The organism is Cupriavidus plantarum (genome assembly GCF_905397285.1).
In the GTDB taxonomy this organism is placed as follows: Bacteria; Pseudomonadota; Gammaproteobacteria; order Burkholderiales; family Burkholderiaceae; genus Cupriavidus; species Cupriavidus plantarum.
Genome location: NZ_CAJPUX010000001.1, coordinates 226106 through 238991 on the forward strand (window position 1 = coordinate 226106; position 12886 = coordinate 238991).

Consider the following 12886-nt stretch of genomic DNA (forward strand, 5'->3'; position numbering starts at 1 on the left):
CCGCTCAGACCGGGCTGGCCCACGTCACGCGCGTGCCGTCGTTCAGGCAGGCGCGAATGGCATCCACCTGCGTGGCAATCGGCGCGGGCACCGGTTCGGCGCCGTCGAGCACCTTGCGGATCCACGCGGCCGTGGCCTCGGTATCGGTACCGGCCGGCAGCGCCGGTACGTCGCCGATGGAACCGCCCATCGGATCGACCAGTGTGCGCTGGTGACCGTCGTGCAGCCAGTCGATGCGGCTGCTGCGGCGTGCATCGGCCACCACCTCGCCCTCGGTTCCGCGCGCAAGCAGCACGTTGGCGGGCTCGTGCGAGAAATAGTCCGTCAGCGTTTCGCGATACTCCGGGTGTGTGTAGCTATACAGCCGCAGCGCCTCCGCGGGCGTATGCGCGCCCACGGGCTGCAGCATCTTGACGATCGTGTGCGACGAATTGCGGAGGCCGATGATCGGTCGCTTGTCGAGCAGCCGCGTGAGGGCAGGGGACAGCACGTCGATCGGCAAGACCGCGAGCGGCCCGGTGCCGCTATTCGCGGCCGCTGGCAGACGCAGCTTGTCCTGCGCGTCGCGCGTGGTTTCGCACAGCGGCGTGCCCAGCGCCTCGAACAGCGCGATGCTCGTCACGCGGCCGTGGAATGCGCGTGTGCCATGGACGAGCACGGGCAGGCCCTCGCGGGCGAGCAGATGCGCCAGCAGCGGCACGAGGTTTGGCTGCTTGCGCGCGCCGTTGTAGCTGGGAATGACGACCACCGTGCGGTCGGGCGGCGCATCGATGGGCATGCAATGGCCATGCGCGGCCTCCAGCATGCCCGCGAGTTCATGGGGCGCCTCGCCCTTGATGCGGTACGCCATCAGCACCGCGCCGAGTTCGATATCGGAGACCTGGCCCGCGAGCATCGCGTCGAACAGGGTCTGCGCATCCTCGCGGGGCAGCGCCCGCGCGCCGTTGACGCCGCGGCCGATTTCCTTGATGTACTTGGCGGCGGAAAAGCTGGTCGTGCTGGGGGATTGGGCGGACGTCATGATGTGGGGAGAGAATGGCTTATGGGTTTCATCATAGCGGACCCCGCCATCGCTCTCCACCCGGGTGTGTCGCGTGCCCCCGGACTATGCGGCCTCCGCGAGGGCCGGATTGCGCTGCTTGCGGTAGAGGAAGTCCAGCACGGCGGTGCGGCAGGCGTGGTACGCCTTGTCGTCGGCGAGCGCCACGCGGTCGCGCGGACGCGGCAGATTCACCTCGAGGATCTCGCCGATGGTCGCGGCCGGACCGTTGGTCATCATCACGATGCGATCGGCCAGCAGCACGGCTTCGTCGACGTCGTGCGTGACCATCACCACCGTGCTGCGCGTGCGCTCGACGATCTTCAGCAGCGCGTCCTGCAGATGCGCGCGCGTGAGCGCGTCCAGCGCGCCGAACGGCTCGTCCATCAGCAGGACCTTCGGCTGCATGGCCAGCGCGCGCGCAATGCCCACGCGCTGCTTCATGCCGCCGGAGATCTCGTGCGGATACTTGTTCTCGGCGTGCGTGAGCCCGACCAGCGCGAGCGTGTCGTGCGTGCGCGCCTTGACCTGCGCCTTGCTCTCCGTGGCGCCGAACACGCGTTCGACGCCGAGGTGCACGTTCTCGAAGCAGGTCATCCACGGCAGCAGCGAGTGGTTCTGGAACACCACCGCGCGCTCGGGACCGGGGCCGGCGATCTCGCGGCCCGCGCAGATCAGCGCGCCTGAGGTCGGCGTGGTCAGCCCCGCGATCAGGTTGAGCAGCGTCGATTTGCCGCATCCCGAGTGGCCGATCAGCGTGATGAATTCCCCTTCGGCGATGGAAAGGTCCACGTCGCGCAGCGCGACGAACGGTCCCTTGCGTGTCTTGAAGGTCTGGCCGACATTTTCGATGCTGACGAATTTTTCCATGAGGGTCACCGTGCGGTCAGTTGGTGCCGTAGCTGAAGCGGCGGGCGAGCGCGAGCAGCAGATGCTCGAGGATCAGGCCCACCACGCCGATGATGAAGATCGCGATCACGATGTGCTCGACCTTCAGGTTGTTCCATTCGTCCCACAGCCAGAAGCCGATGCCGGTGCCGCCGGTCAGCATCTCGGCCGCCACGATCACGAGCCACGCCGTGCCGATGGACAGGCGCACGCCGGTCAGCATGTACGGGAGCACGGCGGGGAACAGCACGCGGCGGAACACCTGCCACTCGGAAAGATCCAGCACGCGCGCGACGTTGAGGTAGTCCTGCGGCACGCGCGTGACGCCCACCGCGGTGTTGATGATCATCGGCCAGATCGAGCAGATGAAGATCGCCCAGATCGCGGCGGGGTTTGCCGCCTTGAACAGCAGCAGGCCGATCGGCAGCCATGCGAGCGGCGAGACCGGACGCAGCAGGCTGATCACGGGTGCCATCATCGCGTTGAGAAACGCGAAGCGGCCGAGGATGAAGCCAGCCGGAATACCGATCAGCGCGGCCAGCCCGAAACCACCGGCCACGCGCGCCAGCGACGCCAGCACGTTCCAGCCGATGCCCTGGTCGTTCGGCCCGTTGCTGTAGAACGGATCGGAGAACAGCGGCACGGCGGCGTCCCATGTCTTGCCCGGTGTGGGAATCGCCGGGATCAGCGTGGCGATGCCATGCCAGACCAGCACGAACAGCACGAAGCCGAGCACGGGCGGCACGGTCTTCATCACGAGACCTGACATCGCTTCGCGCCGGGCGGTGCGGGCTTCCTGCGCGGCAATTTCACGCGCGCGGCGCGCCGCGCGCTCTTTCGCGTCGGGATCGGTGTACGGCTCTGCGGCGCGCTCGGGCGCGGTCGGGACAATGGCGTTCACGTCTGGCTCCTGAAGGCGGGGCACGACAAAGATGGAATCGAACGGAGAAAACTAGGCCTTGATCTTGAAGCCGTCGGCGTAGGCCTTGGGATCCTTGGTGGCATCCCATACGACGCCGTCGATCAGCTTGGCGCTACGGAAATCGGACTTCGGCAGCGGCACCTGCGCGGCGGTCGCCGCCTGCTTGAACAGGTCGATGCGGTTCACCTGCTTCGCCACCGCGAGATAGTCCGGATGGTCCTTGAGCAGGCCCCAGCGCTTCTGCTGCGTGAGGAACCACATGCCGTCCGACAGGAACGGGAAGTTGGCGGCGCCGTCCTGATAAAACTTCATCGAGTCGGGGTCATCCCAGGTCTTGCCCAGGCCATTCGAGTAACGGCCGAGCATGCGGTCGAGGATGATGTCCATGTCCGTGTTCACGTAGGACTTGGCGGCGATCGTCTCGGCTGTCTTCCGGCGGTTCGACACCGACGCGTCGATGTATTTCGACGCTTCCAGAATCGCGGCGGTCATCGCGCGCGCGGTGTTCGGGTTCTTCTGCACGAACTCGGACGTGGTGCCGAGCACCTTCTCGGGATGGTCCTTCCAGATGGCCTGCGTGGTTTCGACGGTGAAGCCGATCTTGTCCGCGATGGCGCGCGCGCCCCAGGGCTCGCCCACGCAGAAGCCGTCCATGTTGCCGACCCGCATGTTCGCGACCATCTGCGGCGGCGGCACGGTGATGGCCTTCGCGTCCTGCATCGGATTGATGCCATTGGCGGCGAGCCAGTAATACAGCCACATCGCGTGCGTGCCCGTCGGGAAGGTCTGCGCGAACGTGTAGTCGCGCTTCTCTTTCGTCATCAGCGCCTTGAGGCTGGCGCCGTCCTTCACGCCCTTCTCGGCGAGCTTCGAGGACAGCGTGATGGCCTGGCCGTTGTGGTTCAGGCTCATCAGCACGGCCATGTCCTTCTTCGGACCGCCGATGCCGAGCTGCACGCCATAGACGAGGCCGTACAGCACGTGCGCGGCATCGAGTTCGCCGTTGACGAGCTTGTCGCGCACGGCCGCCCAGGAGGCTTCCTTGCTCGGCGTGATCTTGATGCCGTACTTCTTGTCGAGACCGAGCGTGGAGGCCATCACCACCGATGCGCAGTCCGTCAGCGGAATGAAGCCGATCTTCACCTCGGGCTTCTCGGGCGCATCGGAGCCCGCGGCCCACGCGCCGCTGCGCACGAGCGGATCGACGAGCGTCATCACGCTTGCACCGGCGATGGTCGCCAGCGCGCGGCGCCGGCCCTGGCTGGCGGGGACGGCATCGGCGGTGGCGTTGTCCGCGGTGACGCGCTGCGGCTTGGCGATCTTGAGGCGAGAGGGCATTGACAGGGCTCCAATAAAAAACGTCCTGAACTGCCGCCCGCCTTTGCCAGGAATCGGGTGCAGTTCAGGACGCCGTTGTCCGGGATCGCGCGCTCCCCTTTGAGCGCGTGCATCCATCGAGTTGTGTGAGTTGAAACCGGTACCGCCGCGGCCGTCGTTGGCCGTGCAGCATTAACGCAAGCGACGTGCCAGCGTGCGGAACGATCGAATGCGTGCGAAAGCGGGCGAAAACGATGCGAAAGGTGCGTGAAAGGTGGCGGGAGGGCGCATGCGTGCACGACGTCGGCGTGCCGGTCGTCCTTGGCATCGCCCGAACGGGGCGGCCGTCAGCGCCACAGTTGTGCATTGCACCAGCGCCGTGCGTGCCGGCGCGGGCGCGCTGGATCCGCGCCTACACCGCAGCTACACCATTACGTCGATGACGCGCTGTGCCGCCTCGACGAGCTTGATGCCGCGCTCCATGGCCATGCTGCGCAGGCGCTTGTACGCCTCGTCCTCGCCGATGCCGCGCGCCTGCATGAGCAGCCCCTTGGCACGCTCGACGATCTTGCGTTCCGCGAGCTTGAGCTTGGTGGCGTCCAGTTCGGCGCGCAACTGCTGGTCGAGCTCGAAGCGCGCATAGGCGACGTCGAGCACGGTCTTCACGCGCTCGGCGCGCAGGCCATCGACGATGTAGGCGGTGATGCCGGCGGACAGCGCGGCCTTGATGCGCGCGGAATCGTCGTTGTCCGTGAACAGGACGATGGGCCGCGGCGCGTGCTGCGTGGAGACGCACACATGCTCGATGGTGTCGCGCGCGGCCGACTCGGAAGCGATGATCACGAGGTCCGGCTGCCGCGCGGAGATGACGTCCGGCAGCCGCAGGTCGGCGTCGACCGTATGCACCTCGGCGAAGCCCGCCTGCGCCAGCCCGGCGCGGATCGTTTCCACGTTAAGGGGATCCTCGTCATGGGGGTCCCGCACGAGCAGGATGCGCAGCGGTCGCGCGGCGGCCGGCTGGGCAGGGGCGGGGGATGTGGGGGGGCGGCGGGTCATGGCGGTCGCTTCGGTTGCACTGCATCATGCAAGATTCGCGCCGACTTAGGAAGCGGAAAACGCAACAGGCATGTTTCGCGGCGGCGCCGGGTGTATGCTCTTGCACTGCCGCGCGGAGTGGGAGATGCCGCGCGGCGGACCTGCCATGGTGGTCCCTCGATCCCGTAGTCGTGTAGTCCCCGAAGTCCCACGTTTCCCCCATAGTCCCAAGAGACCAGAGTCTGGAGATAGTCAGGATGACCGAGTTCGTATTCGCCCCGCAGGCCCCCGTCGGCGTTCCCGTGCGAGGCAGCAGCGCCAGCTTTCCCGTGCGTCGTGTGTACTGCGTGGGGCGCAACTATGCGGCGCATGCGCGCGAGATGGGTTCGGACCCCGATCGCGAGCCGCCGTTCTTCTTCTGCAAGCCGTCCGATGCGGTGAGCTATGTGGCGGACAACACCGAAGGCACGTTCCCGTATCCGCCGGGCTCCAGCAACGTCCACTATGAAATCGAGATGGTGGTGGCGATCGGCAAGGGCGGCAAGGACATCCCGGTCGAGCAGGCAGCCAGCCACGTGTTCGGCTACGCCGTGGGCCTCGACATGACGCGCCGCGATCTGCAGAACGAATCGAAGAAGACGGGCCGTCCGTGGGAAACCGGCAAGGCGTTCGACAAGTCGGCGCCCATCGGCCCGATTGTCCCGGTCTCCGCCATCGGCCATCCCGAGAAGGGCGCGGTCACGCTGAGCGTGAACGGCGTGGAGAAGCAGCGCGGCGACCTGTCGGACCTGATCTGGTCCGTGCCGGAGATGGTGTCGTACCTGTCGAAGCTGTTCGAGCTGCAGCCCGGCGACCTGATCTACAGTGGCACGCCGGAAGGTGTGGGACCGATCGTCAAGGGCGACGTCATGACGTGTCACGTCGAAGGCGTGGGCGACCTGACGATCAAGGTAGCCTGACCGATGATGAAGCTGTACAGCTACTTTCGCAGTTCAGCTTCGTTCCGGGTCCGGATCGCGCTCGCGTTGAAGGGCCTGCCCTACGACTACGAGCCGATTCACCTGCTCAGGGAGGGCGGCCAGCAGCTCAAGCCCGGCTACCGCGCCATCAATGCGGACGCCGTGGTGCCGACGCTGATGGTGGATCAGCAGCCGCTGATCCAGTCGCTGGCGATCATCGAGTACCTCGATGAAACGCATCCGCACCCGCCGCTGCTGCCCGGCAATCCGCTCGAGCGGGCGATCGTGCGCGGTCTGGCGCAGGAGATCGCGTGCGAGATCCATCCGCTCAACAACCTGCGCGTGCTCAAGTACCTCAAGAATGAATTGGGCGTACCGGACGAGGCCAGAGACACGTGGTATCGCCACTGGGTGCAGCAGGGCTTCACGGCGCTCGAGCTCAATCTCGAACGCATCGGCCACGTGGGGAAGTTCGCGTATGGCGACACGCCGACGCTGATCGACCTGTGCCTGGTGCCGCAGGTGTTCAACGCGTTGCGCCTCAAGGTGGATATGAGCCGCTATCCGTTGATCTCGCGGATCAATGAAGCGTGCCTCGAACTGGAGGCGTTTCGCAACGCCGCGCCCGGCGCGCAGCCGGACAGCGAGTAAGAAAGGCTCCCCGGGATTCGGGGAGTTTTTCTTTCAGCCCGATCGATGTCAGCCTAGCAAGGCGTCGGCGAACTCGTCCGCCTTGAACGGCTGCAGGTCCTCGACCTTCTCGCCCACACCGATGAAGTAGACCGGCACAGGACGCTGGCGCGCGATCGCGGCGAGAATGCCGCCCTTGGCGGTGCCGTCGAGCTTGGTCACGATGAGCCCGGTCAGTCCGAGCGCATCGTCGAACGCGCGCGTCTGCGCGAGCGCGTTCTGTCCCGTGTTCGCGTCGATCACCAGCAGGATTTCGTGCGGGGCCGACGGCATGGCCTTGCCGATCACGCGCTTGACCTTCTTGAGTTCTTCCATCAGGTGCAGCTGCGTCGGCAGCCGGCCCGCGGTATCGGCCATCACGATGTCGATGCGGCGCGCGCGCGCCGCATTCACCGCGTCGAAGATGACCGCGGCCGGATCGCCGCTCTCCTGCGCGACAACGGTCACGTTGTTGCGCTCGCCCCAGATGGTCAGCTGCTCGCGCGCCGCGGCGCGGAAGGTATCGCCGGCCGCCAGCAGCACGGATTGACCGTAGCTCTGGAAATGCTTGCAGAGCTTGCCGATGCTCGTGGTCTTGCCCGCGCCGTTGACGCCCGCGATCATCATCACCATCGGCTGCTCGCGACCGAGCGCCATCGACTTCTCGAGCGGGCGCAGCAAGTCGATCAGCAGCGCCCGCAGCGCGGCCTTGACGCCCTCGGCCGTTTCGATGCGTTCGCTCTTCACGCGGCGGCGCAGTTCGCCCAGCAGAAACTCGGTGGCCTCGACGCCCGCGTCGGCCATCAGCAGCGCGGTTTCCAGTTCTTCGAACAACGCCTCGTCGACCTTCACGCCGACGAAGAGCGTGCCGATGTTGCGGCTGGTCTTCGATAAACCCGCGCGCAGGCGCGTCATCCAGCCGCGCTTGGCTTCGGCGGTCGGGGCCGGCGGCGGCGTGAGTTCGAGTTCTTCGACGGCGGCGGGTGCCGTGACGGCGACCGGTGCCGGCGGAGGCGGCGGCACCTGCGCCGGCATGGGGACTGGCACCGGGACAGGCACCGGGGTAGGCGCAGGGATGGGCGCAGGAACCGGACCGGACGCCGGCACCGGAATCGGTACGGGTACGGGTACGGGCGTTGGCGCGGGCGCTGGCGTTGGCGAAGGCGTGACGACCGGCGCCGGGGTGGGCGTGGGCGCAACGGCGGGAGGCGAAGCGACGGGGACTGCGACCGGCGGTTCGACGGGCGCGGGGGCCGGCTCGGCCTTGCGCTTCTTCCAGAAACTAAACATTGGGAAACGGGTCACAATACCCGGTAGAATCAATCGCCAAAATTTTAGCAGACGGGGTCGCATGAACCATTGCGCTGTCATTTCCGCTGACCGTATCGGCCGTGAAACCAACCACCGTGCCGAGGATCGTGCAAATCGGCAATCCAACACCATGCGACGAAGACTGTCTCGGCGCATCGTCCCCACCCTCATCGCGCTGACCTTCGCCGGCCCGGCGTTCGCGCAGACCGCCGTGGATACCGTGCACGCGGTCAATGCGCCCGCGCCGCAAGCACCGCCATCGGGCGCGCGAACCGCGGCCGCGGTCGGCCAGTCGTCCGAAGCGGGCACTTCGGAATTCACGCTTTCCAACGGCCTGCGCGTGATCGTCAAGGAAGACCATCGCGCGCCGACGGTCGTCCATCAGATCTGGTATCGCACGGGCGGCGTCGACGAGCTCAGCGGCACCACGGGTGTCGCCCACATGCTCGAACACATGATGTTCAAGGGCACGCCCAAGGTCCCGGTCGGCGAGTTCTCGCGCCAGATCGCGCTGCTCGGCGGCCGCGAGAACGCCATGACCAACCGCGACTTCACCCTCTATTACCAGCAGATCGCCAAGCAGTATCTGCCGAAGATGATGGAGCTCGAAGCCGACCGCATGGCGAACGTCATCTTCAAGAAGGACGAATTCGAGCGCGAGATGAAGGTCGTCATGGAAGAGCGCCGCCTGCGCACCGACGACTCGCCGCGCGGCAAGGTCTACGAGCAGCTGCTCGCGACCGTGTACACCGCGATGCCCTATCGCCATCCGGTCATCGGCTGGATGGACGACCTCGTGAACATGCGCGTGGAAGACGTGCAGGCGTGGTACCGCCAATGGTACGTGCCGAACAACGCGCTGCTCGTGGTGGCTGGCGACGTCAAGGCCGACGAGGTGCGCAAGCTCGCCGAACGCTATTACGGCAAGCTCAAGCCGCGCCCCGTGCCGCAGCGCAAGACGCAGCTCGAGGCGCCGCAGCAGGGCATCAAGCGGATCTGGGTCAAGGCGCCCGCGCAGAACCCGTACATCGTGCTCGCGTACAAGGTGCCGCGCCTGCATGATGTGGAGAAGGACGTCGATCCATACGCGCTGGAGGTGCTCTCCGCCGTGCTCGATGGCTACGACAACGCGCGCCTCAACCGGGAGCTCGTCCGCGACAAGCGGCTGGCCGACGACGTGAACGTCGGCTACGACAGCATCAATCGCGGGGAATCGATCTTCGTGCTCGACGGCATTCCGGCGGATGGCCATACCACCGAGGAAATCGAGAAGGCGCTGCGCGAGGAAGTCCTGCGCATCGCGCGCGACGGCGTGTCGGAGGAGGAGCTCAAGCGCGTGAAGGCACAGGTCATCGCGGGGCAGATCTACAAGCGCGACTCGGTCTTTGGCCAGGGCATGGAGATCGGCGTGGCGGAGATCGCGGGCATCCCGTGGCAGCAGATCGACCGCATGCTGGACAAGATCAAGGCGGTCACGCCGGCGCAGGTGCAGGCCGTAGCGGCGAAGTACTTCAGCGACGACAACCTGACCGTGGCGACGCTGCTGCCGCAGCCGATCGACCCCAACAAGCCGAAGCCCTCGCCGGCGGCAGAAGGCCTGCGCCACTGAGCGCGGCCACCTATCTTTTTACGGAACGGGTCTTTAAGGAACTGTGATGTCCCGATATTCGCGTCAACTTGCCCGCGCGGCCCTCGGCGTAGCACTCGGTGTCGCAAGCATGGCTGCCGTGTCGTTCGCGCACGCCGCGATTCCCATCGAGAACTGGACGGCATCGACCGGTGCGAAGGTCTTCTTCGTGCCGAGCCCGTCGATCCCGATGCTCGACGTCAATGTCGACTTCGACGCGGGCAGCCGCTACGACCCGCCCGGCAAGGCGGGCCTGGCCACGCTCACCGCCGCGCTGCTCGACAAGGGCGCGGGCGCGCAGGACGGTCAGCCCGCGCGCAATGAGGCGCAGATCGCCGACGCGTTCGCCGATACCGGCGCGGACTTCGGCGGCTCCGCCGGCGGCGATCGCAGCGGTGTGGGTCTGCGCACGCTGACGGCCGAACCCGAGCGCGGCCAGTCGATCAAGCTCGCCGGCCAGCTGATCAAGGCCCCGACGTATCCCGATGCGGTGATCACGCGCGAGAAGGCCCGCCTGATCGCGGCGATCCGCGAGGCGGACACGCGCCCCGGCACGATCGCCGACAAGACGCTGTCGAAGACGATCTATGCGAACCACCCGTATGGCGTGACGGCCACGCCCGCGACGGTGGAGTCCATCACGCGCGACGATATCGTCAAGTTCTGGCGGGACAACTACAGCGCGAACCGCGCGGTGGTCACGCTGATCGGCGCGATCGACCGCAAGCAGGCGGAAGCCATCGCGGAAGACCTCACGCGCGGCCTGCCGCAGGGCATCGCGGCACCGAAGATGCCCGACGTGCAGATGAAGATCGCGGCGAGCGAGCAGCGCATTCCGCACCCGGCGCAGCAGGCGAGCGTGGCGATCGGCGCGCCGTCGATCGCGCGCGGGGACCCGGACTACTTCGCGCTGCTGGTGGGCAACTACGTGCTCGGCGGCGGCGGCTTCAGCTCGCGCCTGACCGACGAAGTCCGCGAGAAGCGCGGCCTGACCTATGGCGTGGACAGCTACTTCGCGCCTTCCAAGCAGCCGGGTCCGTTCGGCATCACGCTGCAGACCAAGAAGGAGAACACCAACGAGGCGCTAAACCTCGTGCGTCAGGTGGTCGCCAGGTTCGTGGCCGAGGGCCCGACCGACGCGGAACTGCGCGCGGCCAAGGACAACCTCGTCAACGGTTTTCCGCTGCGCATCGACAGCAACCGCAAGCTGCTGACCAACGTGGCCAATATCGGCTGGTACGGGCTGCCGCTCGATTACCTCGACACGTGGACGGCGCAGATCGCCAAGGTCACGCGCGAGCAGGTGCGCACGGCGTTCCAGCGTCATGTGCATCCCGAGGGTCTGGCCACGGTGATCGTGGGCGGTCCCGAAGGCAATCAGGCGGCAAGCAAGTAAGGGCTATCCGCCGGCAGGCTCTACAATCCTGCTATGACTTCGCGTATCGCATCCCAGACCCGGGGTGGCGCGGATGGCGCATCCGCCACCTCCGAACCTCCCTCCCGCCCGCCGGCCGCGAAAGCGCCGCGCGGGCGCACCGCCTCACCCCGTCCACGCCAGACGCCTGCCCAGGTCCGCATCATCGGCGGCCGCTGGAAGCGTTCGCTGCTGCCCGTGCTGGAGGCCGAAGGCCTGCGGCCGACGCCCGACCGCGTGCGCGAGACGCTGTTCAACTGGCTGGGTCAGGACCTGACGGGCTGGCATTGCCTCGATCTGTTCGCAGGCTCCGGCGCGCTAGGCTTCGAGGCCGCCTCGCGCGGCGCCGCCGCGGTGACGCTGGTGGAAACCAATCCGCGCGTGGCGCGCCAGCTGCGCGACAACCAGTACCGGTTCGACGCCTCGGGCGTGAAGGTGGTGCAGGGCGATGCGTTCACGGTAGCCGCGCAGATGCCGGCCGCCAGCTTTGACGTGATCTTCCTGGATCCGCCGTTCGCCGAGGACTGGCTCGGCCCCGCGCTCGAACACGCGGCCCGGCTTACGCGTCCCGGCGGTGCCGTCTATGTGGAGACCGACCGCGCGCTGATTGGCCCGGACGCGCCCGTGCCCGCAGCGCTGGAGATCGTGCGTCAGGCCCGTGCCGGCGCGGTGCATTTCCACCTGCTGCAACACCGCCAGCCGGGGCAGAGCACGTAGGCGGCCATCGTCTTCCTCAGGGATTTTGGCGTTACACTACGCCGCTGTCGTTTCAATAGAGCGGTCTCCCCAAGGAGGAAGTATGGTCATCGCGGTTTACCCCGGCACGTTCGATCCCATGACCCGGGGGCACGAGGATCTGGTCCGCCGTGCGTCGAACATCTTCGACGAGCTCGTGGTCGGCGTCGCGCACAGCCCTAACAAGCGTCCGTTCTTCTCGCTCGAGGAACGGATCGGCATCGCGCGTGAAGTGCTCAACCATTACCCGAACGTACGCGTCGAAGGCTTCTCCGGACTGCTCAAGGACTTCGTGCGCAAGAACAACGCGCGCGTGATCGTGCGCGGACTGCGCGCGGTGTCCGACTTCGAATACGAGTTCCAGATGGCCGGCATGAACCGCTATCTGCTGCCCGACGTCGAAACCATGTTCCTGACCCCGTCCGACCAGTACCAGTTCATCTCCGGCACGTTCGTGCGCGAGATCGCCGTGCTGGGCGGCGACGTGAGCAAGTTCGTCTTCCCCTCCGTCGAGCGCTGGCTCAAGGAGAAAATCGGCAAGTCCGAATAGGAATAGAATGGAGCCTGCGATTCGTGACGACGCGGCCAGTCGGGCGCGCGCGGATTGCCAGAAGGAAACACCATGGCGCTACTGATCACCGACGACTGCATCAATTGCGACGTTTGTGAACCCGAGTGCCCGAACGAAGCGATTTCGATGGGGCCGGAGATCTATCAGATCGACCCCAACAAATGCACCGAATGCGTGGGGCATTTCGACGAGCCGCAATGCCAGCAGGTTTGCCCCGTCGCATGCATCCCCAAGGACCCGAACCGGGTCGAGACGCACGAGGTGCTGATGCAACGCTACCGGCTGCTAACGGCAGCCAAGCATGTGGCCTGAAGGCCTTCGATTCGGCACCGGATATAACGACGACATCCCCGTCTCAAAGCAAAAAAACCCCGCACAGCGCATGCCGTGCGGGGTTTT

At 66.5% G+C, this 12886-nt stretch carries 13 protein-coding genes; 7 read left to right on the top strand and 6 right to left on the bottom strand.

What is annotated here, in order from left to right; all coding sequences use genetic code 11:
- Positions 1 to 4: 4 nt before the first annotated feature.
- From ybiB to KHP16_RS01120, 5 genes are all read right to left on the bottom strand, one after another.
- Positions 5 to 1021, bottom strand: a complete 1017-nt coding sequence (gene ybiB / locus KHP16_RS01100) for a DNA-binding protein YbiB (protein ID WP_179592711.1) — start codon at positions 1019 to 1021, stop codon at positions 5 to 7.
- An 84-nt stretch (positions 1022 to 1105) separates the two neighbouring features.
- A complete protein-coding gene (locus tag KHP16_RS01105) occupies positions 1106 to 1909 on the bottom strand; it encodes an ABC transporter ATP-binding protein (RefSeq protein WP_109582200.1) in 804 nt (267 codons plus the stop codon).
- A 16-nt stretch (positions 1910 to 1925) separates the two neighbouring features.
- On the bottom strand, positions 1926 to 2828 hold the full coding sequence (gene ntrB / locus KHP16_RS01110; protein WP_115953852.1) for a nitrate ABC transporter permease: 903 nt from the start codon (positions 2826 to 2828) through the stop codon (positions 1926 to 1928).
- 51 nt (positions 2829 to 2879) lie between these two features.
- Positions 2880 to 4187, bottom strand: coding sequence for a CmpA/NrtA family ABC transporter substrate-binding protein (locus tag KHP16_RS01115; RefSeq protein ID WP_109582198.1), 1308 nt, complete (start codon positions 4185 to 4187; stop codon positions 2880 to 2882).
- 402 nt (positions 4188 to 4589) lie between these two features.
- The gene (locus KHP16_RS01120; RefSeq protein ID WP_109582197.1) at positions 4590 to 5222 is read right to left on the bottom strand and encodes an ANTAR domain-containing response regulator; all 633 of its coding nucleotides are present in this window, start codon (positions 5220 to 5222) and stop codon (positions 4590 to 4592) included.
- A gap of 236 nt (positions 5223 to 5458) precedes the next feature.
- Here KHP16_RS01120 and KHP16_RS01125 point away from each other — a divergent pair, with 236 nt between their 5' ends.
- Positions 5459 to 6160 carry a fumarylacetoacetate hydrolase family protein gene (locus KHP16_RS01125; protein ID WP_109582196.1) on the top strand — a complete coding sequence of 234 codons (702 nt, stop codon included), beginning with the start codon at positions 5459 to 5461 and terminating at the stop codon, positions 6158 to 6160.
- 6 nt (positions 6161 to 6166) lie between these two features.
- The gene (maiA, locus tag KHP16_RS01130; RefSeq protein ID WP_115954089.1) at positions 6167 to 6811 is read left to right on the top strand and encodes a maleylacetoacetate isomerase; all 645 of its coding nucleotides are present in this window, start codon (positions 6167 to 6169) and stop codon (positions 6809 to 6811) included.
- 48 nt (positions 6812 to 6859) lie between these two features.
- Here the strand turns inward: maiA and ftsY are convergent, their stop codons facing one another.
- Entirely contained in the window at positions 6860 to 8119 is a 1260-nt protein-coding gene (gene ftsY, locus KHP16_RS01135; protein WP_211959445.1) for a signal recognition particle-docking protein FtsY, read from the bottom strand.
- A gap of 151 nt (positions 8120 to 8270) precedes the next feature.
- Between ftsY and KHP16_RS01140 the strand changes: the two genes are divergently transcribed.
- The 5 genes from KHP16_RS01140 to KHP16_RS01160 all read left to right on the top strand — a co-directional run bounded on the left by KHP16_RS01140 (position 8271) and on the right by KHP16_RS01160 (position 12799).
- Positions 8271 to 9749, top strand: a complete 1479-nt coding sequence (locus KHP16_RS01140) for a M16 family metallopeptidase (protein WP_115953849.1) — start codon at positions 8271 to 8273, stop codon at positions 9747 to 9749.
- A 46-nt stretch (positions 9750 to 9795) separates the two neighbouring features.
- Positions 9796 to 11163: a M16 family metallopeptidase gene (locus KHP16_RS01145; protein ID WP_109582193.1), complete on the top strand. Its 1368-nt coding sequence runs from the start codon at positions 9796 to 9798 to the stop codon at positions 11161 to 11163.
- A gap of 33 nt (positions 11164 to 11196) precedes the next feature.
- Positions 11197 to 11898, top strand: a complete 702-nt coding sequence (gene rsmD / locus KHP16_RS01150; RefSeq protein ID WP_218891757.1) for a 16S rRNA (guanine(966)-N(2))-methyltransferase RsmD — start codon at positions 11197 to 11199, stop codon at positions 11896 to 11898.
- 82 nt (positions 11899 to 11980) lie between these two features.
- Entirely contained in the window at positions 11981 to 12466 is a 486-nt protein-coding gene (gene coaD, locus KHP16_RS01155; RefSeq protein ID WP_109582192.1) for a pantetheine-phosphate adenylyltransferase, read from the top strand.
- A gap of 72 nt (positions 12467 to 12538) precedes the next feature.
- A complete protein-coding gene (locus KHP16_RS01160; protein WP_109582191.1) occupies positions 12539 to 12799 on the top strand; it encodes a YfhL family 4Fe-4S dicluster ferredoxin in 261 nt (86 codons plus the stop codon).
- The last annotated feature ends 87 nt before the right edge of the window (positions 12800 to 12886 follow it).